The sequence below is a fragment of the Bacillus cihuensis genome (assembly GCF_000504145.1).
Classification (GTDB): Bacteria; Bacillota; Bacilli; order Bacillales; family DSM-1321; genus Peribacillus; species Peribacillus huizhouensis.
This window is the reverse complement of sequence record NZ_AYSD01000017.1, coordinates 57,063-82,855: the sequence shown is the minus strand read 5'-3', so window position 1 is coordinate 82,855 and position 25,793 is coordinate 57,063. Positions and strand designations below refer to the sequence as shown.

The following is a 25,793-nucleotide window of genomic DNA, read 5'->3' as shown; positions in this document are numbered from 1 at the left end:
TAGAAAAAAATTCTATTAGCAGGGATATATAAGCCGGCTTAGTGCCGGCAACTTTGTTTTGTAGTTGTAAAGACGATTATTTTTTTTCTAAAACTTCGTACTCTTCCAATAACCTCCTTATTGCTTGGTTAATAAGCTTAGACTTGTCCCCCTTTTTTCCCCTAGCTGCAATTTTATCTATTTCAATAGCCAGGTCAGTGTCCATATAGAATGAGGTGAAGACTTTCTTCGGTTTTTTCTTCACTACCTTTTTTCCAGACGCTAAATTCCTAAAGTAATCATCAGCATCATCAACATCATTAACAATAACAACATTGTCATTATTGACATATGTTTCAATGTTGTTGTCTATTTTATTGTTGTTTACGACAACATCTTTGTTCTCATCTTTGATGTTAATTTTGTTATTATCTTTCTCTAAATCATACGAATTAAAGAACGCCTGAGTAGCATTTGGCTTTTTAATCTTATCTTTGAGGTTGTTTTTGTTGGACACGTTTTTTCAACTCCTGTACAAAAGGATTGTAAAATTCTAATGCGTTTTTCAGTTCTGAGTTTCCTTCAAATCCTGATATAGCTATCCGTCTCGTAGAAGCTTTTCTTCTTATGGTCGTTTCAAACTTTAGGTTAGGGTACTCTTCTTCAATGGCTTCCTGCATGACTTCATTTTCTTTTGCTCTAGCATCAATAAGGGAAAATAGAATTCCGGCTGTTTTTAAAGTAGGGTTATATCGTTCTCTTGCCCCTTCAATAATCTCTAAGAATTTTGGAATAGCATAATATGCAAACATCGAGCCATCGAACATAACAACGGCATAACTACCAGCTTCTGAGTATGTACTTAAAGGCATGACGGTTTGTTCGGATAATGCAGGGGGGGTGTCTATAATAATCCAATCATAATCCTCCATAACAGGCTGGAGTGCTTTTTGTAAAGCATCTAGATTCAGGCCTTTTTCATACATTTTTCTAGGTAAAGTAGCTAGAAAATCATTAGAAGGGATTAAATCCAAATTCTCTTTAATTTTTATGATATACGATCGCGAGTCTTCATTTAAAATGGCTTCTAAAATGGTTCTTTCTTCAAAGGCGTTGCATATGTCATATTCGCCGGTCAAAAAGCTCGTTAAATTCCCTTGCCCATCCATATCAATCGCCAAAACTTTTTCCTCTTTACTTAATAGATAAGAGGTAATTCCGCTGCTCATCGACTTGGAACAACCACCTTTACTAATTCCAAATGTTATTATTTTTGCTGTCAACATTAACACCTCTTTCGATAGATACGGTGGGGATTTGATACTTGTAATCAATCATAGCAATATTAATTGCTAGTTATCATCATATTTATATCCAGAATATTCAATATTATATATGTTAATGTATATATTAACATATATAATGACATATGTTTTAAAAACGTTATTAATGTATATAGTGATAACGTAATTAATAGAAATATATTTTATAATTGTTGATATTGTTATTGTTATCTAATTGCAGCTATAAGACTCTGTTAGATGATTTTGATAATTGGTAGAGGGGAATAAAAGAAAAGATGATTGTGATATTGGAGTGCCATGATAGTAGAAATATACGGTGAGATCCATACGTATAGTATGGATATTATATATATTACAAATGTTAATAATGATAGCAATAACAATAACATATATGTTGACATATATGTTGTAAATGATTTAAATGGATCAGCATATCGACTGAAGCGAAAGTAGCAGAATGAAATGATTAATCGAGAAGATAGTTAAGGTAATAGTCATTGTATACAATGATAAGGCAAGCTTTCCAAAAGAGATACTAACACAAAGATAAGAAGAAGGAATACCAAAAGCTGCTTATTAAAAGTGAATCCAAACAGGGTTAAAATAGGAGGATAAATAAATGGGTAAAACAGTTACTTTTTCAGTTGGTACAAAATATGAACGTCATTCTAGTTCGGATCTTCCGAATTCAAATAGACAAGATAGCAGAAAATAAGTGGCGCCTAAGCCAACTAGTCAACGGACAGTTGGATCAACTAACCCTGAAAATCAACCTTCACCGCATCGTAACCCAGCAACCAGAATGGAAAGTCAACAAGAAGTAGCTGCTTCAAGAGAACCGATCAAGCATCTAACTCAGTGGGAAATTCAACAGAAAATCGATGCCAGAAAAGCAAATACAACACCTTCCGAAAACACGTTATACGTTCCGAGAGAAGGAAGTCAAAAGATCAGGAAGCAGAAAAAGAGTGAAAATGATATTCGAGAGAGGCACCTGGCGTCATTAGAAGTGGTTTCGTTACAATCTGAATCATTGTGTCAGAGTCGATCTTAGAAAGGAGTTCCTATGCAAGGAGTTTTGAAGAAAGGTGCAAAAGTTGCTGGAACCATTGCCATTCTCAAAAACCCCATCACTTGGATTATTTCAGGCATCCATCTTCTTCTCACTACTATTTTCGGATTTGCTTTCGTTTTTACCGTAAAATAAGGGTTTGTGAGGTATTTTTGATTAAACTTTATTACAAAGCAACAATAATGGGCAACTCCACATGCTTAACCCCCTTGAGCGTAAGGGGGTTCGTTTTTTTTAACTTCTAATAACTTGCATTATGTAAAATAGCATTTGTATATAATATTCATTCGATCCTTTGAGACCTTCTCCAACTATAATTCGGGAGTTCCTCTACTTGTCCTTATGTCTTTGAAATTGAATTGTCCACCGGTAAAAATTCAAAAATTTGACCGGACTCGAATGAATCCACCAGTTGTTGGAGCCAATAACAGTATTTCTTATATTCCTCTAACTGTTGCAAGTCTTGCCTCGCTCTTTCTTTTAACCTTTCTTCGTTTTTTTCATTTTCCATGACTGCTTGAAGTCGATGTTCCGCTTGTTCAATGGCGGAAAGGTTCAACTCAGCCTCTCTTCTCCATTTACTTCCAAAAAATTGGCTAAAATAATTAAAGAAGTTTTTCTCAGCCACAAAATGGTCCTTCCTAGAGCCCTTTTGCCATATCTTCTGGACGATGTTGATTTCCTGTAATTGGCGAACTGCTGTGCTCATACTGGGTTTACTCATACCGACATCGTCTTTCATTTCATCAAGAGTCATCGGATGTTGTTTAAAGTACATAATGGCATAAAGTCGGCCAATTGACGGGGTGATACCGTATAAATCCATCGTTTCGGCAATGGCATGAATGACTATTTCCTCGGCTTGGTTGATTTCTGATTCAGCAGACGGCTGTTTGTTTTCGTCCATGTGTAACTCCCCCTTTCAAATTATTTCGTAGGGCAGGTTGTTCACGACCTTAGGACTTGATTCCGGTCGGGGTTCATTCCCACGAGCTGATTGTCCTACCCAGACTACTTAAATCATAACCCATATGAAATAGGCTAACCAGAAATAAATGGTTAACCTTATAATAAGAAGGTGCCTTTTGGTTAAATAAAATACTAATTTGACACTAATAACTAGTTATTGTCGGGGAATGAATCACTACCATTAATTAACAATATTAAATTACCTTTACAAAGTGGGACCTCGCAGATTCAAAATTTTATTCATTTAAAAAGCCAGACCTATATCCAGAAATGGAGAAGTTGCTACGTGGAAGACTTAACACCAAGATCATTTAGGAAAATTATGATGATGTATTAAGGTTGGCACATTCATTCGTGAAGGTACGGTCTCTGCTTCTCTTATCATGGGAGAACTAGGTTCTTATTCTCGTCAAAATAGCCTTGTGACAACTTTAGGTGAGATGGGGCGTATAGATAAAACTTTGTTTATATTAGATTTATTTCTACCGAAACATTGCGTCGGAGAATTCAACGTGGATTAAATATAGGAGAAGCTATGAATGCATTGGCACGAGCTATTTTCTTTGGGAGAAATGGGGAACCTAGGGAAAGAGCATTACAAGATCAATTACAGCGTGCCAGATCCTTAAACCTCATAATAAATGTTATTAGTATTTGGAATACCGTGTATCTATCACAAGCAATTGAACATTTGAAAACGATAGGAAAATTTAAAGAGGAATTACTTCCTCATATCCCCTTTGGGATGGGAACACGTTAGCTTCTTGGGTGAATATTCATTTAAGCCTGAGATTTCAAATTCTATCCATTCACTACGTCCACTTAGGATATAAATAAAACCCTGATTTTTCTCCTTAACGTAGAAAAATCAGGGTTTTTGATTCTAAAGAATCCCTTAGCGTATAATATCTGCGTTTTGTCGGCAGGACCCCAATAAGCTAAACTGAGCTTGATGGTTAGTAAGGTCTATTGTTTTGTATATTTTTCAAACGCTATTTCTGAGTAGGCTTGTACAAATTGGAACATTTTTTGTACCTGTGGATCTTTTAGCATTCGCAACAGTCCAAACAAGCTAATAGGTGTTGGTTGATTCTTGTGCATTCGATCACTCGCTTCAATAGCTGTTGCCGCAAATTCTTTAACTTTACCAACTAATGGATCGACAAATTCCGGAAACCACCCACCCAATCATTAATGAGAACACGATCTTTCATAATGGATTGTGCAGTATCGTAAGATTCGTTGATAAAGGTAAGCATCTCTACTAACTTCGGTAGGTTTTCTATAATAAAGGTTAAAGATTCCTGTACTTCCGGTTAGAGTCCATCGTCTTTTTTGATTTTTATCAAGCTATAGATTGCCCATTTTTATCATTGTTCAAGTTTCGAAGCGGTAATGGAGGGCATTTATGTCGGGTTAAATAAGAGACCACGAGAATAGTAATTAATCCAGCAAGCATAGCCGTTGTACGGAAAGGGAAATATACCGTTCCATCCTCTATTAAAGGATAAGGAATTAAAGCAGGCAATCCGAGTAGCGGTTCACCACCCCCAACCCTTAATACGAGAGCAACAATAAAACCAGAAAGTGCTCCGTACCAGTTAGCCCATTTATAGTATAGGGCACAAGTCAATTGTGGAAATAAAATGCAATAGACCATGTCACTGGATAAGTACCATAATGCATAAACGCTTTTTGCATTTAAAGCAATTAATGTTGAACCAACCCCAATAATAATGATACTGCTTCGAATAACTTTTTGTAATTGTCCAGCACTTGCTTTTGGTTTAATAATCGGACGATAAACGTTCCAAGAAGCCATACCTGATGCGGATAGTAGTGATGCGGCTACTGCTGATAAAACAGCTGCGGCCAATCCGCCAAGGGCGATTGCACCAACTAGCCCTGGTGTCATATATTTAAATACATAGGTTAGAATCATGGAAGAGTTTTCTGGGGCTGAGGTACCTAGTGATGCCCAATCAGCGCTAAAACCGGCAATTCCAATTAAAGCAGGTGGAAGCGCACACAATATACATAACACTCCAGCCCAAATAGATAACCACATCGCCACATTTTCATTTTTAGCAGAAAGCACACGCTGGAAATAGATTTGCCAAGGGATCCCCCCAAATACCAATAAAAGCGCGTAGTCCCACCAATGCCAATATAAATTTCCCCATTCGGGATCATTCCACCCAGCTAACGGAGGAAAGATACTTAGTGCACCTTGCATGTTGGCAGCATAATTATCAAAGGCTACTTGAAAACCGCCTACGTGAGAGAAAGCGAACGGTAAAACTAATAGTAAACCAATAAACATAATCGTAATTTGTAATACATCAGTATGAGCGATTGCCCAAAGCCCCCCTACGACTGTATAAGCAGTAGCTACAATTGCCGAAATAATAATTGAAACGGTAAAACTTAAACCGAGAATAACACTAAATGTTGTCCCTAGTGCCGTTAACATAGCGGCACTCCAAAATAACTCTCCGAGAAGGGCAGGGAAATAGAGAAGTCCCGCTACTTTATGTCCAAAACGGGATTCTAACGGGTCAAGCATTGTCATAAATTCCATTCGCCTCATTTTACGTGCATAAAATAAACCGCCAAAAATAAGGCTGATTCCATATGCCCATGGTGCCTGTGTCCAAGTTATACCAGAAGAATGGATTGTTTCGGCTGTTCCTGCGATATATCCGCCTCCAACCCATGTAGCCGTCATCGTAAACATCGATAGCCAAAGGGGCATTGATCTCCCAGCAACGAGCATGTCATCCGTTTTTCCTCGTTTTTTCCCAACTGCTTTTGCACCAATGTAATAGAAAACACAATATAGGCTGAGCATAATGAACAAACCTGGCCAATAAATGGACTTTTTGGTCAAAACAGAATAAATCACTGTAAAACTAGTGAATACAATAAACCCAGCAATAGCTGTTCTCAAAGGAGTCCAAAAAATTTGACGCCTCGGATTTTCCGAAGGCTTAGTAGTAGTTTGTTCAAAGGTTTGTGTCTGATGTTCCTGGTTTCCACTCATATACATTCCTTCTTTCATAAAAATATGGTTAGACAGTTCGATTTACGTGATCACGCCATCTAAATACCCTTTTGAACTTGAAGGAGAGGTACGAACTTGATGCAGATATGTGTAATATTAATATTAGATGTTCATATTATTTGATCATCATCTGAGGGGTGGGCATGTATTGCTTCAACTTTACTTGGTTCACTCTTCACTAGACTTGTATAAAAAATAGTTTAAACATCAAAATGATTTATTTACCCATATTGAGTTGAAATTTATTAATAATCTTAACTAGCCAAAGCAGCCCCATCTAAGTTTCAAAATTAATATTTTTAGATATAGGACAATAAGGACTAATTGTTGAATGATTTATTAAATTTGAGTTTTTTATTGAATCTCTAGGGGAAAAGAATTTTATGAGGATAAGCCTAGAAAGTATTCTGAGGTGTCTTTTTGTAAGCGTTCGCAACATTTACCCATATCTTTTACAGGGAGTGAAAATCTATCCAAGGAGTGAATGTATAAACGGAAATTTTTACTTTTCACTCCTTTTTTAGAAAGGAGTATTAACCATAAAGATGTCTCATTTTAGAGGGATATCGTTTAATCTTCATCAATTTCAATCAATTTAAATAATTCTCCTGATCGAAATGTTTGGACCAGTTTTTCTAGCCAAATGTAATATTTAGTTGAATCCTTAAGTTGTTGAATATCTTTTTGAGCTTTTTCTTGTATGGACTCAGGAACATCGGGGTTTTCTAATAAAAAGTTTAATTGTGTAGTTGCTTTGTTAATGGCTTGCAAATTAGTAGAGATTTCTCGCTCCCACTTTTTACAGAAAAATGAAATAAATGAAATAAAAAAGTCTTTCTCCGCTTTATATAGATCTTTTCGCTCTCCTTTTCGCCACACTTTTTGTACCATTTCAATATCCATAAGAGAATGGATACCTGTACTCATACTAGGTTTGCTCATCCCTAAACTTTTCCCCATTTGATTTAATGTCATCGGATCCTCACTAAAATATAAAACTGCGTAAAGTCTTCCTACTGAAGGGGTTACCCCATATAAATCCATTGTTTCTGCTATCGCATCAATTACGATATCTTCGGCTTCTTCAAGCATTTCTGAGTATTTCTTTTCATTTAACATGTCCCTTGATTGAAGGTGTTTTTCTTCCATCGCATACGCCCTTTCCATGATGAAACCCCCTTTTTATGGAAATTATTCTTAATTATAAATTTAATATAACAGAGAAGAAACAAAAGTCAATACAAAATATTCTGAATATTCTGTATTGACGGAATATTTTTTTTGTATTATACTTTCAATACATTCAAAACGTTAAGAAATAATTTAACGTTTACCAAAAAATGGAGGTGTTGTTTTAGAATGAAACACATGTACATTAATGATCAATGGGTTGAGGCAAGCAGTAGGGCAACTAAAGAGATTATCAACCCATTTAATCAGAAAGTGATTGAAACTGTTTCACGGGGTAGCAGAGAAGATACAAAGATGGCAATTCAAGCAGCAAGGACAGCTTTTGATGAAGGTGAGTGGGGGAGCCTAACAGCTACGGAAAGAGGAAATCTTCTTTTTCAAGTATCTCAAAAAATTAAAGAGTATCAACAAGAGTTAGCCAAGTTAGAGTCACTAAATACAGGGAAAACGGTAACAGAAAGTCTTGCTGATATGGATGGAATTGCCGGCGTGTTTCAATATTATGCCGGGCTTGCTGATAAAGATGGTGGTCTTATGATTGAATCACCTAATCCAAATTCAGTCAGTCGTGTTGTACGTGAACCTGTTGGTGTTTGCTCTTTGATTGCGCCCTGGAATTATCCCCTGCTTCAAGCTTCATGGAAATTAGCACCCGCGTTAGCAGCTGGGAATACAGTTATTTTAAAGCCAGCCGAGATTACCCCACTTACCTCAATTAAAATGTATGAAATTTTTGAAGAAGTTGGTTTTCCAAAAGGTGTTGTAAACCTTGTGTTAGGTCCAGGTTCAACAGTAGGATCGGAACTAGCTGAAAACCCTAAGGTTGACCTTATTTCATTTACAGGTGGAGCCGTAGCAGGCCGCCAAATTATGAAAGCAGCTAGTGGTAATTTTAAAAAGATTTCGATGGAACTTGGCGGGAAAAACCCAAATATAGTATTTGCTGATGCAGATTTTGATACTGCTGTGGATTATGCACTTAATGCTGTATTTTTCCACGCTGGACAAGTTTGTTCTGCAGGTGCCCGATTAATCCTTGAAAAGTCGATTCATGATCGATTTGTAGAAGCAGTTGTAGAACGTACAAAGCAAATTAAAATTGGAAATGGATTTGATAAGGATACTCAAATGGGACCAGTTATATCAGCTGAGCATTTGGCATCTGTTGAAGATTATATCCAAATGGGGATACAGGAAGGTGCAACACTTGTTCTTGGAGGCAAACGGCCGAATGCACCTGAACTGCAAAAAGGATTCTTTATAGAACCAACTATTTTTACAAACTGTCATACGAAGATGTACATTGTACAAGAAGAATCCTTTGGTCCTGTATTAACAATCGAAACTTTTGAATCAGAAGAAGAAGCAATTCGTCTAGCCAACGATAGTGTATATGGGCTTGCTGGCGCTGTTTGGACAAGCGATATGAATCGTGCCGAACGTGTTGTAAGGAAATTACGCATGGGAACAACATGGATTAATGACTATCATCCGTATTTTCCACAAGCACCATGGGGTGGTTATAAACAATCCGGTATTGGCCGTGAGTTGAGTCATATCGGTATTGAAGAATATACAGAAATCAAACATATTTACATGAACACAAACCCAGAGCCTATGAACTGGTTTAAAAAAGTAAAAGAAAAAACAGAATTGATAGAGTTATAAAAAATAATATATAAATGAAGGAGTTGTTTTGAATGTTTATGAGATTTGAAAGAATGGGTAGATTTAAAAGCTTTGAGATGCCGACCGTTTTAAAACATGGGATTGGTGCAGTAAAACATGCAGGTGAAGAAGTAAAGAACCTAGGTGTTAGCAAAGTATTACTTGTTACTGATCCAGGTGTCAAAAAAGTTGGTTTAATTGATCCGGTTATTAAGAGTCTAAAAGAAGCAGATCTGGAGGTGGTCGTTTTTGACCAGGTTGAGCCCAACCCTTCAATTCATGTTGTTGCAAGAGGAACCTCAATTTATCAAGCGGAATCTTGCGACGGACTCGTGGCAGTCGGTGGGGGAAGTTCCATGGATACAGCAAAGGCCATTGGCGTGGAGGTTGTTCACGGCGAACCCGTATTAAACTACGAAGCAGCTGAAGGGAAAAAGCCTCTTGAGAAACGTATTCCACCGCTAACAACAATCCCGACAACTGCTGGAACTGGAAGTGAAGTAACGCAATGGGCGGTTATTACAGATCCAAAACGTGAATTTAAATTTAATACAGGCGGTCCATTAATTGCTGCACATTTAACAATTATTGATCCAGAACTTCATATTTCCATGCCGCCACATATTACGGCTGGAACAGGAATCGATGCTCTGTCACATGCAATTGAGTGTTACACATGTCATTATGCTCAACCTATGACGGATGCAGTAGCATTACTTGCTATTGAGTATGTAGCAAAATATTTACGCAGAGCTGTTTCAAACGGTAAAGATATTGAGGCTCGCTATGGAATGGCAAAAGCAGCTACATTAGCAGGACTATCCTATGGGAGTGAATCTGCAGGTGCTGCACATGCGATGGCACAAACTTTAGGCGGCATCGTGCCTGTAGCTCATGGACCTTGTGTTGCTGCTATGCTTGGACCTGTAATGGAATACAACTGGATGGGAGAGCCAGAAAAATTTGCCCGTATTGCCCAAGCGATGGGTGTAAATATTCATGGTATGAGCGTAGAAGAGGCAGCAAAAGCAGCTGTAACAGTTGTTTACCAACTTGTGGAAGAAGTGGGAATTCCTACACTTGAAGAGCAGGGGGTATCTTCGGATATGATTCCGCGTTTAGCTGTGGAAGCATTTAATGATCCGCAAACAGTTGGCAACCCGCGTGATATTAACGTAAAAGGGTATGAGTGGATTTACCGCCGCTGCTTTAATTTAGAAACCCCGACACTAGAAACAAAAGCAGCAAAACAACCAGTATCGGTTAGTTAAACAATAAAGAGAGGGGAAGGGCATTGCTGTCTATTCTCCTTTTTTGAAAGAAACTAGTTATGAATGATTCAGGACGCTTTGTGTCTATTAAACAATCTATAGATAAAGAAGTTAAAATCTTTGGATAAAAGGACAGGGAGGATAGAGAACATGCTACTATCGAATTCTGTCCTTTTTGTATTCAAATATGAAAAAAATGATTTGTTAAAGGTGGAATTAAGTAAATGAAAGGATAGTAAAGAATGATACTGCGACAACGAATGCTTTTAGTAATTCTAGGGCCCCTTTTAATTATATTTGTCGGAATGATAACCTATATCGGTATCAGTACACATCAGATAGCGGTAGATTCAGTACAATCTATTACAATAACAGGAAATAGCCTTTAGTTTATTTTCGAATGAATATTTCCCCATAAAAATACACCTCCAATGTTAGTTGTTGTCTAACAATTGGGGTGCATTTCAGCGCCAAGGGGTTTTATATTCCGGAAGTTCCGAAAATTAATTTTATGTAAAACTAGGTTTGTATAGAGTATTCATGTGATACTTTGGGACCTTGTTCAACTAAAGGGCCAAATTCTGGAATAACGGGTAACACCAAGATACCTGTAACTTTTCATTTTAACTTTAGCGGACATTAGAATCTTTAATTCCTGGTTAATGTCCTCTTTCCTTTATTATCGGACATCAGAAAACCGTTGCTATAAAAGATCTTTTGAATGATTGAAGAGAATGGAAGAAAGTTCTATCTTTGTGGAAAAAAAACGTATTTGACATCCTAGGTGTAGTTTATGAGTGTACACGGAAATCTCGACCCTGCTGCGTAGGAAATTATATTTAAAAATGAAGCTTGATAACGCTCATTTAGGTCTGCACGACATTCTGTTCAGGTCCCAGATGATTCGGATTTTCAGAAAAACGGTAGTATGTAACTCGTTTTTTGTTATTAGCTTGATGGGGTTAGAAGACAACTCGGACATCTCTGTTACTGTGGTTGCTGACCATCGTACTGCTTTTTCTTCATTCTTGTGCCCAGTATGATGAGGGCGACATAGATTACGATGGCAATCGAATCTATAAGCGTATCCGTAAGCCCCGATACGTCAAGCAATGCTGTTACACCAAGAATAACCATCAGTCGGACGGTCAGGATCGCCGCGATTAACCATGCGACAAACCGGATCTTTGAACTCTCTGTTTGGAACGACATGAAAATGAAGGCGATGCCGAAGACCAGATTTTCCGCCGTGATGATGTGCCAGACATATGTGAATACTGTCCGGGTACCCACGGATATCGCCTCAATGTTGAGCTTCGGTAGCACAACGGATTGCCCGTTCCATGCGTGCGTGACGGTAAACAGGATCGCAAGGAGGCCTGCAATCAGATAATAAAAATTCCTAACCTTGATGTTCACCACAACCTTCCTTAGAAATTCCCGGTTCTTTCTTTCTCTTTTTTGTTTACTTCTTTATTATTTTCTTAAAGTGATTTTATTCACTTTAAGAAAATAAAGAACGTTACTTTAAATAAAGTCGCTCATTTCCGTGAACTTGTCATTTTACGCCACAAACGGACGCTCTTCTGTAACAAGGATTTGCGCTTTTTTGCATTAAGGGGCTACTTTGTGGAACAACACCTGTAAAGAAAATTGGATATCTATGTGAAAATTTAGAAGAGATTGTGAAGGTTTTTACTTAAATGAAGCAGGAGAGTTTAAAAAAGGTGTTAATTAAGCGGAATAGTATTAATCGTTAAGGGTGCTTTATTTTTTACCAATAATCTATTATTCCAGTGTATCAAACAACAAGAGAAAAAGGAGAGATTATTATGAAAAACAAAAGGTTACCAAAATACGCTTTATTAGCAACGATTACTGTACTGTTATTATCAATACTAACAGCATGTAATTCAGCTCCACAAAATGAATGTACACAAATATACAAAATCATACGTTCAATAAAATCCACAAAAACGCCCTTGTTCCAATAACATGGCAGGGAGAAGTTGATCCGGCATTATCAAGGCTGTTTCAGCGTGGTTTTATTGCCGTTGCGAAGTCTATTTCCGGATCTAGTTAAATACCCAAGAATTCACACGAAGTCTAACATACTATTTATTATTGTGGTTAAAAAATAGAGGAGGGATTATGTTGTACACAGAATTACAATACGAATGGAATCAACCTCAACCTCAACTAATAGAAAATGATGAAAGAATTATATTTGGAGGATTTGGCAGACCCGGCATGGGATTCGGGCCTGGCATGGGATTCGGGCCCGGCATGGGATTCGGGCCCGGCATGGGATTCGGGCCCGGCATGGGATTCGGGCCCGGCATGGGATTCGGGCCCGGCATGGGATTCGGGCCCGGCATGGGATTCGGGCCCGGCATGGGATTCGGGCCCGGCATGGGATTCGGGCCCGGCATGGGATTCGGGCCCGGCATGGGATTCGGGCCCGGCATGGGATTCGGGCCTGGCATGAGATTTTGAGGATTTGGTTTCCCCGGCATGGGTATTGAGAGAGACAGTTAACATTAAAATTAACGAACTATATCTCGATGATGCTGTCTGCCTCAAACTAAAGGATTAATTTTCCATAATGCAGAATTTGTTATGTAGGTTCTGCCAACCAGGAGCTTGTACAGTGCCAATTGCAAAAGCTGAAGAAAAATCCTAATTCGACTTCAGCTTTTGATAAATAAAAAGGATTTAGAAAAAAGCTGGCGTTTGAATTAGAGGTTAAATCACCAAATATTACATTTTCTGATCTTCTTCTACGACCTCTTCCATCGTCTTAATCAAAATCATCAAAACGATCAAAACAATTACAACGGCGTCTTCCACAAAAAAACATTCAAATTTCCTCCTTTTCACACTCGTCTATAAAATATGTTGGTATGAAATAATGAATAAACAAGCAACCAAAATCCAATCAAACAAAATAAAATTTCTTATAGGGTAGCGTCAGAACAGTGCGGATTTACAAAGATAAGTATTTTGATACAAGGAGATAATATACGAACGTTCTTATTTAATTTCGTCATAACATATTCATTGACGATGCACATACTTAGTTTTCGTTTGATCTTTCTCTATAAAAAAAGAACCCGAAGGCTCCTGGAAACACTGTTTAGAATCTGCGTCTTCTTCTCTCGATTTCGAACCGTCTTCTTCTCTCGATTTCGATTTCAAAGGGAAAAAAACGTCTCCTTCTAAAGCCGTTACGAAAAAACAGGTCTTTTCGAATAAATCTAAAAAAAGGCATATGGTTGATCCTCCTTTCATACCGGTCGGTAGCAATAATTATATATATGCACTCAGAATAATAATGAATGGACAAGTGCTGATAAAAAGTAAAATTAAGCAGGAATTCTACAAATATCAACCATTCTTGACTCCATACTTTTACTATTCCTGTTAGAATACATTAGTTGAATAGGAACCAAAGAGGCGATTTCTCCCTTAGCGTAGGGAAAATCTCCTATAAGTGCGCCCGGCAAACTTCCGGTCTGAGGAACACGAACTTCATATAAGGCTAGGTATCATTGGATAAGTTTGCTTAACAAAACAAAGTCCTGTCTGCCGAAGAAGATACAAAGTAAATGATGCAGATAGATGGAAGGAAAGATTGCACTCTTACCCGGGAAGCCCTGATGGATATGTGAAGTACCCTTCATAACCTGCTTAGTGATAAGTAGCTGAACCATCAGAAGTCAGCAGAGGTCATAGTACGAATTATCCTCTTGACTTTTAATAAAAGGTTTTAGAACGGGATTATGCGTGTATGGTTTTAAAAGTAAATAACTTTATTGTCACTTAACGCAGTGTGCAACAATTCAACTAGTTTTCGATTTTGCGTCACTCGTCAAAATGAAAGGGAAGTAACTTTCATTTATTTTTTAAATTATGCGTAAAATATCTATTTTAAGTATAGTTGGATACAAGAGTGAAAATCTGGTATACTATACCTATCATCAATAGGGAGTGAGTATTATGAAATCAGACATATTTCAACAAATACAAGATTTCTTAATAAGCAAATGTAATCCTTCATTTATTATTGTGTTCGGTTCTTTTGTGAAAAACTCGACACATAAGGACAGCGACATTGACATAGCTTTCTACAGCCGTGAACAAACACTGACTACATATGAAGTTTTTCTAGTAGCCCAAGAATTAGCCGATATCCTAAAAATAGAAGTTGATTTGGTTAATCTAGAGTCAGCATCAACTGTATTTAAGGCACAAATCTATACTACAGGTACTGTAATCTATTCAAAAGATGACATACTTCTTAAAACGCATCAAATGACAGCACTTAGCATGTATGCAAGATTAAATGAAGAACGTGAGAGTATCTTAAAAAATATAAATGAAAGTGGGTCCATATATGAAAAATGATGTGATTTTAAACAAAATAAGTGTGATTGAACGCTGTATGAACCGCATTCGAGAAGTATATGCGAATGAACCTTCTAATTTGAAAGACTATACAAAGCAAGATTCGATTATATTAAATATACAACGTGCATGTGAGGCCTCTATAGACTTGGCCATGCATATTGTATCCGAACAGCGTTTTGGGTTACCTCAGACTAGTAGAGATGCATTTGATATGCTGCAGTCTCACTCGATCATTGACGAAGGTATCGCCAAACGATTAAAAGCCATGGTGGGATTTCGAAATATTGCTGTACATGATTATCAAACCATTAATATAGACATCTTAAAGCAAATCGTGGAAAATCATTTAATAGATTTCTCTGACTATACAAAACAAATTCTCAAGTTCTAATAAAGAGGCTTTCTCTAAACCATATTAATTGCTTTAAAATAAAAAAAATCTTTTATTTTAAACTATTCGTAAAAATTGAATTTTACGCAAATATGATAAATTTCGATAAAAGGAGACAACATATGGCTAATACCAGACAACATCAAGTCCACGAACAAAAATTAGAACAATTGGTTAAGTCCATGCCATTTTACATCGTTGAATACGTTGATAACAAAATGGATACCCGATCTCCTTCCACTCTTTTGAATTATGTTCTTGATTATAAATTATTTTTAGAGTGGTTGATCGCAGAAGGACTTGTAGACGTCGAATATATTAAAGATATCCCTCTTTCCGTTCTGGAAAATTTGAAACTAGTAGAAGCTCGTTCTTTCATCAAATTTTTAGAACGGAGAAATATTCCCATTAATAAAAAAGAAACGAAAAAAGCTGAAAAGGTTTCCATTAATCGGAAAATCTCAGCATTACGCTCGCTCTTTAAGTATTTAACAACACAGACAGAAAATGATGAAGGTGAACCTTACTTTTACAGAAATGTCATGCTTAAAATTGAAGTGAATAAGGTGAAGGAAACACTAGGAGCACGTGCTTCTAGAATTTCAACAAAGATTTTCCATAATGATGATGATGCTCGTTTTCTTGACTTTGTTAAACATGATTATGAAAAAGAACTACCTGAAACATCGCGAAAACTTATCTACTTTAATCGGGACAAGGAACGAGACCTTGCTATTTTATCGCTGTTTTTAGGAAGTGGTATTCGAGTAAATGAGTTATCGAACCTGAGGCTACTAGATCTTGATTTTGAGGAAAATCAAATACATGTTTTGCGTAAAGGCGGAAAAAAGGATGTTGTAGCAGTATCTCCACCATCGATGCTGGATATTAAAACTTACCTAGCTATACGACCTGAACGTTATAACGGGTCAACTGAAGATATGGATTATGTATTTTTGACGAAGACCAATAATGCAGCAACTCCTCTATCAAACCGGGCCATTGAGGCACTCGTAAAGAAATATACAAAGGCTTTTAAATCAAATAAATCCATGTCACCACATAAATTAAGGCATACGTATGGAACCAACTTAATGGAGCAATCAGGTGATATTCACTTACTAATGACTCAGCTAGGTCATACTTCTACAACCACAGCTGCCCTTTATACAAACCCTGAACAGGAAAAAGCAAAAAAAGCAGCGGAACAGCTTGGGAAGCGTAGAATGAATTATAGCGATCATGATTAAACTCCCCCTCCACTTGAAATTCTTTGGAATTTTATGTAGGGGCTTCCCTAAAATGCTTTCTATGAAGGCTTTAGGGAGATAAAGAATATTCCAAAAATCTTCTCGATAGAATATTTAATTCACTATTATCTTTCGTTCAGCTTATACTCTTAAAAAGTTCTTAAGTTTCCTTCTGCTTCTGCAGTTTTCCTTCTCTCCATCATAATTAATATCTCTGTAATAGTTTGGGGTAATGTGTAACTTTAATTTCTGAGATACTCTCTACAATCTTTTGTTGCTCCTTTATCTCTTTAAAAAGACCTTTTCAGTGGGCTCATAACGCCCACCCTCTCTTTATTTAAACGATTAGATACGTAAAAATGCTTCTATTTCCCATTCGGAACGAAAAGGACTTTGAACGCTTCTTTGTTACCGACCATTTCAATCGCTTTTTGCCAATCATCCAAAGGTAATTTTGTTGAAATGAGAGGTGCGACATTTACTTGTTTCATTTCTAATAGCCTGAGGGCGCGTTCCCATGAGGTAGGCTCTGATGCAAATCCGTTCGTAATGTTGATTTCTTTAGTCAATGCCAAATCCATACCAAATTCAACCTTTTTCCCATACAATCCCACTTGGACGTATAACCCTGTCTTTTTCAATAGTTTTAAGCAACTGTTAGCAGACGGACCAACACCCGCACATTCAAAAGCAACATCGACGCCTATGTCCCCGGTTATCTCGGAAATCTTTTTATGGACATCTTCTTCGTCAATCACTATAGTCGCAAACGCACCTAATTCCGAGGCTAACTTCAGTCTCTCTTTATCTTGTGATGTACCAATGACAATTACATGCCCTCCGTTTGCTTTTGCTACTTGCATCGTAAGTAGACCGATGGTTCCAGGTCCAGATACCAGCACATAATCGCCAGCCTTGACTGTCCCTCTTTCAATGACGCACCGAACCATACATGCTAGTGGCTCTGTCAGGACAGCCTCATCTAATGTTACATTATTTGGGATTTTGAAGGCGGTTTTTTCAGGAATGACCATACATTCAGCAAAGGCCCCGTTTACTCCAGATCCGATGGATAATCTCTGTTCGCACAACATATACAGACCCGAACGACAATACACACAATCTTCGCATTTCACGGCCGCCGTTAAAGAAACAACTCTGTCCCCCACTTGAAAATCCGTTACTTTGTCCCCAATTTCTATGACAGTACCTGAATACTCATGTCCCATTACAACCGGGTAGTTACACGAATACTCATCATGTATAATATGCATGTCTGTCCCACAAATTCCTGTAGCATGAATTTTCACTTTTAACTCATGGCTTTTGACCTGAGGTTCCTCAATTTCCAACAGTTCTACGCCATCTATTCCTTTTTTTGTTTTTAGAAGCGCTTTCATTATATTAAACCTCATTTCCTGTTGTTTATTATCATCATCTAATCGATTAGATACCTAATTTTAACATTACACTAGTCCTTTTGTCTATATTATTCGCTTTTTTCAGAAATCATTTGCTCATCAAGTAAAACATATCGTAGAGTCTTCTGAACGTAGGAAATTACAAGGAATTAAAATTCATGAAAGAAAAAATTGGTAATAAGTTGTCTAAGCTTAGTATTTAGAGTGGAGTCTCACAGAGCAGCCCCGATTCCTTAACCAGCCTCAAATTTCTATGTATCGATGTTATCGAAAGGCTCTATATCGAAATAAATAAGACAATGACCTTAAAAAACAAAAGTAATTTCGTCTGAGAGCGAATCTCAGGAGCCATTTCTTTTGTTTATAGACTAAAAACTACAGTCAGAACAAATATTCTATGATAAAATATTAGTAAAGATAATTAGGGATTATCTTTACTTTACATAATATTATTATTTTTTTATTGTATTAGGAGGTCATACAAATGAATAATTTGACGCTTCTTGATCATTTGACTAGTGATCGTTACTTAACTCAATTACAACATCATCTAAACGAACGACAGCTACTGGATGAAAATAGAAATCTTTCTCTCTCAGAAAGTACCGAACAAGATTTTTTAGAATTATTTTTTCTAGAAAAAGTGTTTCCACAAGATAAGCAGCTTTCTCCACACACGGTGAAAGCGTATCGTTCAGATGCAAAAACACTACTCACTTTTTTAACAGACCATTCCCTTTCATTTCGGGATATTGGTTTTCCAGAAGTGAAAGCTTATAATAACTATATTAAAGAACAATATGCAGCTAAAACCGCCATACGGAAATTGGAGTTTTTCCGCAGGCTATTAGACTTTGGTTATGAAACCCAATATTACAAAGCACATCTATCCACTTGGATCACAAAACCGATATCTAAAAAAGGACACTATATAATAGAAGAAACTCGTCACGGTGAAACACAAACGCGCGTACAAATCAGGGAATTAAGTCAAAAAGAGGCTGAATATCTAATTTCCTTTTTCCCAAAAGTGGTTAAAGCAAAATGGAATCGAGAACAGTTAGAGAAAAGAAATTTGCTGATTGGCTACTTACTGTACACAACTGGACTTCGAGCAAATGAGCTTTTGAGCTTAAATTGGGGCAGTTTTCGTTACAATCGTCAAGGGCATTTATTTCTTGATGTCATTGGAAAAGGAAAAAAGCCACGAACTATTCCAATAAAGGAAGAAACCAAAGAGCTTCTATTTACATATCGTACATGCCTTGGGGAATCCACAGAAATAAACATGGAAGACACGAGCCCCCTTTTTTTCACGCTCTATAATCGGAAAGAAATCGGAGTAAATAAAAAACGGCTAACCTATCCAACTTTATATAAAATGGTCAAAGAAGCCGTTTATCTGGCTGGGAAAAATATTAATGTAACGCCCCATTGGTTTCGCCATACATTCGTTACCCTTCTACTCGAGAATGATGTTCCTCTTGCTGTTGTAAAGGATTGGGCCGGTCATTCGGATATTTCTACTACCAATATTTATTTAGAACGAGTGAATCAAGACCACGCGTATGCTCATCTAAATAAACTTGACCTATTTACTTAATGTTCTTTGTCTAACGGCCCCTTTCTGATTTACTATTGCCTTAAGAAAGGGGCAAACCAATAATTGATGAGAGGATAATTTGGATTTCTCATGGTCTTAATTGAAGTAATAATAAGTAGACGAGTAATATATGATTGGGAGTTTTATTATATATTCTAACGAGGTAATTTATAAAATATATAAATCTGTTAAGTGTTGTGTTCCTCATTTTAATTTTTCATATTCTCAATTTAGCGTTACACTATAATAAAGAAAGTGATGAAGAAGATTCTCCATCACTTTCTTTTAATATCTGTCTATCCTTAGCTAGTTTGTTTATGTTTCTTATAGATAAGAAGGATTAGCCGCTACGTTTTTGAAGTAAACTGCTTCTCCGTCACTTTCGCCATCGAAAATAACAGTTGTCTTAGGTGAGAAGATTAATACGTCTCCTACTTCACCAACATATTTATTCCCTTCAACATCACGTACAACCATTTTTCCTTTTGTTACGATTTTAACTTCAGTAAAATCAAATTCTGCTGAGTAATCAACGGATGGTTGTAATGCGAAATATCCTAAAGTTAATTCTTCTTTTACGTCTGTTAGAGGCAAATCTAGAATTTGTCCTTTTAATTCTGGTGTACCTCTTAATTCGCTCAACTCATGTAATTGATACGTTCCAGCCTTAATCAATTGAATTCCAGGTTTTTCGCATAATAATTTTACGTCTTTAAGTTGTTGAGTCACTTTATTTCCACCTCTATACTTGTTCTAACTGTTACAAGTGTATTTCATCACTCGACAGTTGAATTTGATTCATTTGTTTTATGTTATATTATTTTTTAATGATGTTATGCTCTGGTCCAAATGGGAATTTAGTGATGTTTTCTACGCTGTTGTTTTCACCAATTACAAGGATGTCATGCTCACGATATCCACCAGCACCTGGCTCTCCTTCTGGAATCATGATCATTGGTTCCATCGATACAACCATGCCTGGCTCAAGCACTGTTTCGATATCTTCACGGATCTCTAAGCCTGCTTCACGACCATAGTAATGGCTAAGTACACCGAAGGAGTGACCATATCCAAATGTACGGTTCGCTAAAAGGTTGTGCTCGCGGTAGATTTCGTTCAATTCTGCCGCAATATCCATACATCTAGCACCTGGTTTGATTAATTCTAGACCGCGTCTGTGAACTTTACAGTTAACTTCCCATAGCTCAAGATGACGATCAGAAGGTACTTCTTCTAAGAACAATGTACGCTCAAGCGCTGTATAGTAACCAGCGATCATTGGGAAACAGTTCAGGCTAAGAATATCGCCTCGTTGTAATTTGCGGGAAGTCGCCCAGTTATGTGCACCATCTGTGTTAATACCAGATTGGAACCAAATCCATGTGTCTCTTAGCTCTGCATGTGGGTATGTGCGCGCAATTTCGCGGACCATTGCTTCTGTACCATGAAGGGCCACTTCGTATTCTGGTACGCCTTCACGAATCGCTTCTACAACGGCAGCTCCACCGATATCGGCAATACGAGCTCCATTTGTAATCAAATCGATTTCCTCTGCTGATTTAAACATCCGTTGTCTCATCACATCTTGGGAAACGTCCACAAGCTCTGCTTCTGGTAGTGCATCTTGTACTTGACGACGTAAGCTTAAGTTCAAATGATCGTCTTCAATCCCTACGCGTCCGCCTTTGAATCCTGCTTCTGATAACACTTTTTTCACAGCATATAGGAAGTTATCTCTTCTCCAGTCTGTGTAAACGATGTTTTCATCAAAGCTGCGTCTCCATGGCATACCAGCATCGATATTTGCACTTACTGTCACATGCTTGTCCTGTGTCACAACAAGCGCATAGTTACGGTTGAATGAAGTAAATAAGAAATCACTGTAATAGTTAATATTATGGTAAGAAGTAAAGACCACTGCCTCAATACCTTCTTTTGCCATGTATTGGCGTAAGTTTGAGTTACGGCGCGTCATTTCTTCTTTTGAGAAAGTAGGTTGTACTTTTTTACCACCGTTTTGTAGAATCTTTGTTCTTTCAAGATCTGTAATTTGTTGTACCATCTGATTCACCTATCCTTTTCTACCATTTATATTTGAGTTTTTTCTTTTATATCATTCTGTTTATATTGATGAAAAACAGATAACTCACTATTTGTGACTAGCTTTTGGGACATAGTTATCTATCGTTCTAGCGCTGTAAGCTAGTCACTCAAATTTAGTTATATTCACATTTCTATCATTTCTGCAATTTATACAAAATCTCTCGATTAAATCGTTGTTTTTTGTTTTAAAGCAGGACGATTAATTGAGAAGATTGAGATATCATGTTCTGTTTTACCTGTTGTCGCTAATTGACTTAACACTTCCCCAACTACACTTGAGAATTTGAAGCCATGTCCAGAGAAACCAGCTGCTACAAACACATTAGAATGTTCTGGATGTGTATCAATTACAAAATGCTCATCTGGTGTTTTCGTATACATGCAGACTGCGCCTCGTTTTAATTCGCCATTTGCTTCTGGCATATATGTTCCTAAGAATTCACGAAGATTACTTTCATCCTCTTGATAAGCACCAAATTCACGGTTAATTGTATCTGGATCAATTTCTTGACCATACGTATGATAGCCTATTTTTAATCCGCAACCACCGAAGCTTGGGAATCCGTAATAAATGCCTTTTGGCACTTCTACCATGAATGCTGGATAATCAACATCATTGCTGTATTTTGCTTCATTAGATTCAAAGAATCCTACAACTTGGCGGAATGGCTGTAATGGAATATCAAGATTTAATTTGGATAGTAGTTTGCTATTCCAAGCACCCATACTTACGATTAATTTATCAGCTGTGTATGATCCATTTGCTGTTTCGATTTTAACTTGATCTTCGGAAACTTCAAAATCTTCAACACGAGTATATGTTAGAATTTTTGCTCCTTTGGCGATCGCTAGCTCGCGGTATGCACGAATACAATTCTCGCTAAACAATACGCCTGAATTTGGTTCAAAAATCGCATTATAGTTTTCAGGAACCGTAATACCTGGCCAGCGCTCATTAAGTTCATTACCTTCTAGTAGATCTACAGTTAATTTATGTTCTGCAGCTGCTTCCATTGTTTCAGCAACGAAATCAGATTCACCTTTTGGACCAAAAACTAGAACGCCTGTTTTTGTAAAAATCTTATGATGTGTTTCATTTTCAAGTTCATACCATAGATCTTGTGCTCTTAGTGCAAATGGAACATATTCTCTTCCTTCACCGTAAGCATGGCGGATAATGCGAGTATCACCGTGATGGCTTCCTTCTGTGTGCGGCGGATCATATGCATCCACCAATAATGTTTTGACTCCTTGTTTTGCTAAATAGTACCCTGCAGCCATTCCCATTGATCCTGCTCCAACAACAATCACATCAAAATGTGTACTCATAGTCGTCCCTCCAAATAAAATGAATATGGATAATGAGTATAAGTGAAATCTATTTCACTTAATTCACTATTTTTTAATGCAAGATAGTTTTACCTTGCAACAAGACTAAATCTTACAGATCTTCCTTGTTCCTTTTTCAGCAGTTTTCGAATCTTTTCTACTACTTCATGAGTAAAACCTATTTTCACAAAGTAATAGTGAATTCATATAAAAGCGTTTTCACTTTACAAACCGCTATTTTCCTAACTTGTACAAAATAAATATTTATAAATTGTAAATATTAAGAAAATTTATTCTATACCTGTATCTTACAGTCATTCAGTATGTGTAGCAATTGTACAATGTTGCTTAATATTTTTTCGAAAAAAACTAATTATTGTGCATTATGAACAAACACGTGAATGAATCGCTTGTTCAAACCTCCAATACTTCATCTTTGCCCGCTGTTTCCTTCTTAAAAATAAAAAGTCGACCTTCTTAACATTTAAGAAGGTCGACTTTATCTAAATGATTGGAATTTAATAAACTATTACATTGTAATTCCTACATAGACTTTTTCATCAAGGTTATTGCTGTTTAAGTATAACAGATACATAGACTTTTATTAATCCTCTTGTAATACACGATTTTCACACTTTTCTTGCTTACATTCTGAATAGTAGACAGTCACTTTTTCTGTAGGCATCGTGTCAATAAGCTCTCCACAATGTTTACAAATAATTGATCCTTGCGCAATATAGTTTGACATGTTTCTCCCACCTTTTTATAGACTAATTGTACACATTCTCATACTCTGCAAATATAAGCTCATTCATGGAATACAGACTCACTTGATTTTCATAGGCCAACTACATCATCAATTTTCATTTTTAATAAAATTTTGCAGCTTATCACTGTTTGTAAACAGAATGTAAGCGCTTTGTTAGATTCATTATTAAGCAAATAGACTCTCTAAACAAGTACACACTTTACTTTTACATAGTGTGATAAAGTATACCTTTTATCCCGGGCGATCACAGGCATACCCCACTGTTTAAAGTTTCACTTTATATTTCCATAATCTTGTTCAAAATTAATATAGACCGCTGAAACTAACTCAGCAGTCTGATCCTTTCATTGAAACGTACTAATTGTATACTACTAATCTTCTATTATGCTCATTTTTTATCCCAGAGAATTTTCATACTCGGTTATTTTACAAACCCGGCTTTCATGTCTGCCTCCTTCAAAAGGAGTCGTTAACCAGATCTCGGCAATCGCACGAGCTAATCCTGGACCGATGACACGTTCTCCCATCGCTAATATATTAGTATTATTATGTTCCCTTGTTGCTTTAGCGCTAAACATATCATGGACTAGTGCGCAACGAATTCCTTTTACTTTATTCGCAGCAATACTCATGCCAATCCCTGTACCACAAATCAAGATCCCTCGATCCACTTCCCCATTTGCTACTTTCTCAGCAACTGGAACAGCATAGTCTGGATAGTCAACAGATGTACTGCACTCACAGCCTAAGTCCTCATATTCAATGTTCATTTCTTTCATTAAATTAATAATTTCTTGGCGAATATTTACTCCCCCGTGATCTGAAGCTATGGCGACCTTCATATTCTTTTCCTCCCTTTTATCCCATCCATCACAACGTAACTCTTCATCATGTTAATACGATCGTTTGTCTTACTGGCTCATACTAGCTGTTGCTTACTTTATATAGACAGACTCCTTGCTAAATGATACGTATCCATATCAATCGTACGCTTATACTCTAAAGCTTCCTCAAATGGTGTATGAACCAGTTTTCCATTCCTTAATCCTACCATTACACCAGAAACCCCATCGACAAACAGATCCACAGCTTTAGCTCCCATTTGTGTGCTCATCATTCGATCGTAAGCGCTAGGTGAACCTCCTCGTTGAAAATGACCGAGGATGGTCACTTTTGTTTCAAAACCGGTTCTTTCTTCAATGACTTTTCCAATTTCGTGACCTTTCCCTACACCTTCCGCAACAACAATAATACTGTGGATTTTCCCGCGCGCCGCTCCCCTTTGAACGCGATCAATCACATCTTCTACGTCATCCATCGCCTCTGGTATAATAATAGACTCTGCTCCAGCACACATACCTGCCCATAATGCAATGTCCCCTGCATTTCTACCCATGACCTCAATTACATACGTACGTTCATGAGAAGAAGCCGTGTCACGAATTTTATCAATCGCATCCACAGCTGTATTGACAGCCGTATCGAATCCAATTGTATAGTCCGTTCCTGCAATGTCATTATCGATCGTGCCTGGAATACCAATCGTAGCAAAGCCTTGGGCATTTAGTTTACTTGCCCCTTGAAATGAGCCATCTCCGCCGATGACAATCAAACCAGAAATCCCTGCATTTTCCATTTGTGCAATCGCTGTTTTCTGACCTTCTTCTGTCTTGAATTCGTCACAACGTGTACTCTGTAAAATCGTGCCTCCACGATGGAGGATATCACCAACACTTTTAAAGTCCATCGGCGTAAAATTCCCAGCGATTAACCCTTTGTAGCCGTTTTGCACCCCATAAACTTCCAAACCATTAAAAATCCCTCTTCTAACGACTGCACGAATAGCAGTATTCATACCTGGCGCATCTCCGCCACTCGTTAATATGGCAATTTTATTCATCGCTCATTTCCTCCATCTTTACGGCATCATGATGTGCCAACATATAGACGCCTCGTATAGTGGTGAATAAGATTTATTTCATCTTGAAGTACATATTAT

The 25,793-nt window shown here is 37.3% G+C and carries 22 protein-coding genes and 1 pseudogene; 9 read left to right on the top strand and 14 right to left on the bottom strand.

What is annotated here, in order from left to right; translation table 11 throughout:
- Positions 1–76: 76 nt before the first annotated feature.
- Both V179_RS0103965 and V179_RS0103960 read right to left on the bottom strand, forming a co-directional pair.
- The gene (locus V179_RS0103965) at positions 77–496 is read right to left on the bottom strand and encodes a CopG family ribbon-helix-helix protein (protein WP_028390376.1); all 420 of its coding nucleotides are present in this window, start codon (positions 494–496) and stop codon (positions 77–79) included.
- Entirely contained in the window at positions 468–1,262 is a 795-nt protein-coding gene (locus V179_RS0103960; protein WP_161632335.1) for a ParA family protein, read from the bottom strand. Before V179_RS0103960 ends, V179_RS0103965 begins: the two co-directional genes overlap by 29 nt.
- A gap of 736 nt (positions 1,263–1,998) precedes the next feature.
- On the opposite strand from V179_RS0103960, the gene V179_RS0103950 reads away from it, so the two are divergent.
- Positions 1,999–2,337, top strand: coding sequence for a hypothetical protein (locus V179_RS0103950; protein WP_028390374.1), 339 nt, complete (start codon positions 1,999–2,001; stop codon positions 2,335–2,337).
- A gap of 12 nt (positions 2,338–2,349) precedes the next feature.
- On the top strand, positions 2,350–2,490 hold the full coding sequence (locus V179_RS30960; protein WP_154663989.1) for a hypothetical protein: 141 nt from the start codon (positions 2,350–2,352) through the stop codon (positions 2,488–2,490).
- Positions 2,491–2,695: 205 nt separating this feature from the next.
- Here V179_RS30960 and cudC (V179_RS0103940) read toward each other — a convergent pair whose 3' ends face one another.
- Positions 2,696–3,262 carry a choline uptake/conversion transcriptional regulator CudC gene (gene cudC / locus V179_RS0103940; RefSeq protein WP_028390373.1) on the bottom strand — a complete coding sequence of 189 codons (567 nt, stop codon included), beginning with the start codon at positions 3,260–3,262 and terminating at the stop codon, positions 2,696–2,698.
- A gap of 278 nt (positions 3,263–3,540) precedes the next feature.
- Between cudC (V179_RS0103940) and V179_RS29595 the strand changes: the two are divergent.
- Positions 3,541–4,157 (top strand): annotated as a pseudogene (locus tag V179_RS29595) (Tn3 family transposase); the annotation flags it as partial.
- Between the two features lie 133 nt (positions 4,158–4,290).
- Here V179_RS29595 and V179_RS32295 read toward each other — a convergent pair.
- The 3 genes from V179_RS32295 to cudC (V179_RS0103920) all read right to left on the bottom strand — a co-directional run bounded on the left by V179_RS32295 (position 4,291) and on the right by cudC (V179_RS0103920) (position 7,507).
- Positions 4,291–4,512, bottom strand: coding sequence for a DUF1641 domain-containing protein (locus V179_RS32295; protein WP_051404827.1), 222 nt, complete (start codon positions 4,510–4,512; stop codon positions 4,291–4,293).
- 157 nt (positions 4,513–4,669) lie between these two features.
- Positions 4,670–6,373, bottom strand: coding sequence for a sodium:solute symporter family protein (locus V179_RS0103925; protein ID WP_407637226.1), 1,704 nt, complete (start codon positions 6,371–6,373; stop codon positions 4,670–4,672).
- 585 nt (positions 6,374–6,958) lie between these two features.
- Complete coding sequence (cudC, locus tag V179_RS0103920; RefSeq protein WP_028390370.1) at positions 6,959–7,507, bottom strand: choline uptake/conversion transcriptional regulator CudC; 549 nt, start codon at positions 7,505–7,507, stop codon at positions 6,959–6,961.
- Between the two features lie 240 nt (positions 7,508–7,747).
- Here cudC (V179_RS0103920) and betB point away from each other — a divergent pair, with 240 nt between their 5' ends.
- Both betB and V179_RS0103910 read left to right on the top strand, forming a co-directional pair.
- The gene (gene betB, locus V179_RS0103915) at positions 7,748–9,247 is read left to right on the top strand and encodes a betaine-aldehyde dehydrogenase (protein WP_028390369.1); all 1,500 of its coding nucleotides are present in this window, start codon (positions 7,748–7,750) and stop codon (positions 9,245–9,247) included.
- A 32-nt stretch (positions 9,248–9,279) separates the two neighbouring features.
- Entirely contained in the window at positions 9,280–10,518 is a 1,239-nt protein-coding gene (locus V179_RS0103910) for an iron-containing alcohol dehydrogenase (protein ID WP_028390368.1), read from the top strand.
- 987 nt (positions 10,519–11,505) lie between these two features.
- On the opposite strand, the gene V179_RS0103905 is transcribed toward V179_RS0103910, so the two are convergent.
- Positions 11,506–11,940 carry a hypothetical protein gene (locus V179_RS0103905; RefSeq protein WP_028390367.1) on the bottom strand — a complete coding sequence of 145 codons (435 nt, stop codon included), beginning with the start codon at positions 11,938–11,940 and terminating at the stop codon, positions 11,506–11,508.
- A gap of 2,577 nt (positions 11,941–14,517) precedes the next feature.
- Between V179_RS0103905 and mntA the strand changes: the two genes are divergently transcribed.
- From mntA to xerS, 3 genes are all read left to right on the top strand, one after another.
- Entirely contained in the window at positions 14,518–14,925 is a 408-nt protein-coding gene (gene mntA, locus V179_RS0103885) for a type VII toxin-antitoxin system MntA family adenylyltransferase antitoxin (RefSeq protein ID WP_028390365.1), read from the top strand.
- Positions 14,915–15,319, top strand: a complete 405-nt coding sequence (gene hepT / locus V179_RS0103880; RefSeq protein WP_028390364.1) for a type VII toxin-antitoxin system HepT family RNase toxin — start codon at positions 14,915–14,917, stop codon at positions 15,317–15,319. Before mntA ends, hepT begins: the two co-directional genes overlap by 11 nt.
- A gap of 122 nt (positions 15,320–15,441) precedes the next feature.
- Positions 15,442–16,569, top strand: a complete 1,128-nt coding sequence (gene xerS / locus V179_RS0103875) for a tyrosine recombinase XerS (RefSeq protein ID WP_028390363.1) — start codon at positions 15,442–15,444, stop codon at positions 16,567–16,569.
- 365 nt (positions 16,570–16,934) lie between these two features.
- Here the strand turns inward: xerS and V179_RS0103870 are convergent, their stop codons facing one another.
- Complete coding sequence (locus V179_RS0103870; protein ID WP_028390362.1) at positions 16,935–17,969, bottom strand: zinc-dependent alcohol dehydrogenase; 1,035 nt, start codon at positions 17,967–17,969, stop codon at positions 16,935–16,937.
- 505 nt (positions 17,970–18,474) lie between these two features.
- On the opposite strand from V179_RS0103870, the gene V179_RS26995 reads away from it, so the two are divergent.
- Positions 18,475–19,593: a tyrosine-type recombinase/integrase gene (locus V179_RS26995; RefSeq protein WP_051404825.1), complete on the top strand. Its 1,119-nt coding sequence runs from the start codon at positions 18,475–18,477 to the stop codon at positions 19,591–19,593.
- 324 nt (positions 19,594–19,917) lie between these two features.
- Here V179_RS26995 and V179_RS0103860 read toward each other — a convergent pair whose 3' ends face one another.
- The 6 genes from V179_RS0103860 to pfkA all read right to left on the bottom strand — a co-directional run bounded on the left by V179_RS0103860 (position 19,918) and on the right by pfkA (position 25,694).
- Positions 19,918–20,322: a cupin domain-containing protein gene (locus V179_RS0103860; protein WP_028390361.1), complete on the bottom strand. Its 405-nt coding sequence runs from the start codon at positions 20,320–20,322 to the stop codon at positions 19,918–19,920.
- Between the two features lie 88 nt (positions 20,323–20,410).
- Positions 20,411–21,655 carry a M24 family metallopeptidase gene (locus V179_RS0103855; RefSeq protein ID WP_028390360.1) on the bottom strand — a complete coding sequence of 415 codons (1,245 nt, stop codon included), beginning with the start codon at positions 21,653–21,655 and terminating at the stop codon, positions 20,411–20,413.
- Positions 21,656–21,861: 206 nt separating this feature from the next.
- Positions 21,862–23,025: an N-methyl-L-tryptophan oxidase gene (gene solA, locus V179_RS0103850; protein ID WP_028390359.1), complete on the bottom strand. Its 1,164-nt coding sequence runs from the start codon at positions 23,023–23,025 to the stop codon at positions 21,862–21,864.
- A gap of 604 nt (positions 23,026–23,629) precedes the next feature.
- The gene (locus tag V179_RS29590) at positions 23,630–23,773 is read right to left on the bottom strand and encodes a GapA-binding peptide SR1P (RefSeq protein ID WP_084552193.1); all 144 of its coding nucleotides are present in this window, start codon (positions 23,771–23,773) and stop codon (positions 23,630–23,632) included.
- Positions 23,774–24,189: 416 nt separating this feature from the next.
- A complete protein-coding gene (rpiB, locus tag V179_RS0103840) occupies positions 24,190–24,636 on the bottom strand; it encodes a ribose 5-phosphate isomerase B (protein WP_028390358.1) in 447 nt (148 codons plus the stop codon).
- A gap of 98 nt (positions 24,637–24,734) precedes the next feature.
- The gene (gene pfkA, locus V179_RS0103835; RefSeq protein ID WP_028390357.1) at positions 24,735–25,694 is read right to left on the bottom strand and encodes a 6-phosphofructokinase; all 960 of its coding nucleotides are present in this window, start codon (positions 25,692–25,694) and stop codon (positions 24,735–24,737) included.
- Between the last annotated feature and the right edge of the window lie 99 nt (positions 25,695–25,793).